The organism is Pseudoflavonifractor capillosus, assembly GCF_016902575.1.
In the GTDB taxonomy this organism is placed as follows: Bacteria; Bacillota; Clostridia; order Oscillospirales; family Oscillospiraceae; genus Enterenecus; species Enterenecus capillosus_A.
In genome coordinates this window covers 1-211 of record NZ_JACSNZ010000185.1, presented here as the reverse complement: position 1 = coordinate 211, position 211 = coordinate 1, and the positions used below count along the sequence as shown (strand labels likewise).

Here is a 211-nt window from a genome sequence, read left to right as displayed (position 1 = left end):
GGGCCAATAGCTCAGCTGGCTAGAGCACACGACTGATAATCGTGAGGTCGATGGTTCGAGTCCATTTTGGCCCACCAGAGTCCATTGAGAATGGATATCAACATTCAAGAGATTGAGTGTTGATATCTGGTTTCAATCGAGACCAGAATTCCGCACCTTGAAAACTGAACAATGTGATAATTCCAGATGGAAGAGCAAGCAACAGAGTAGA

The 211-nt window shown here is 45.0% G+C and carries 1 tRNA gene; it reads left to right on the top strand.

From position 1 onward, the window contains the following. Positions 1 to 77 (top strand) — tRNA-Ile (locus tag H9X86_RS12380). Positions 78 to 211: the final 134 nt, after the last annotated feature.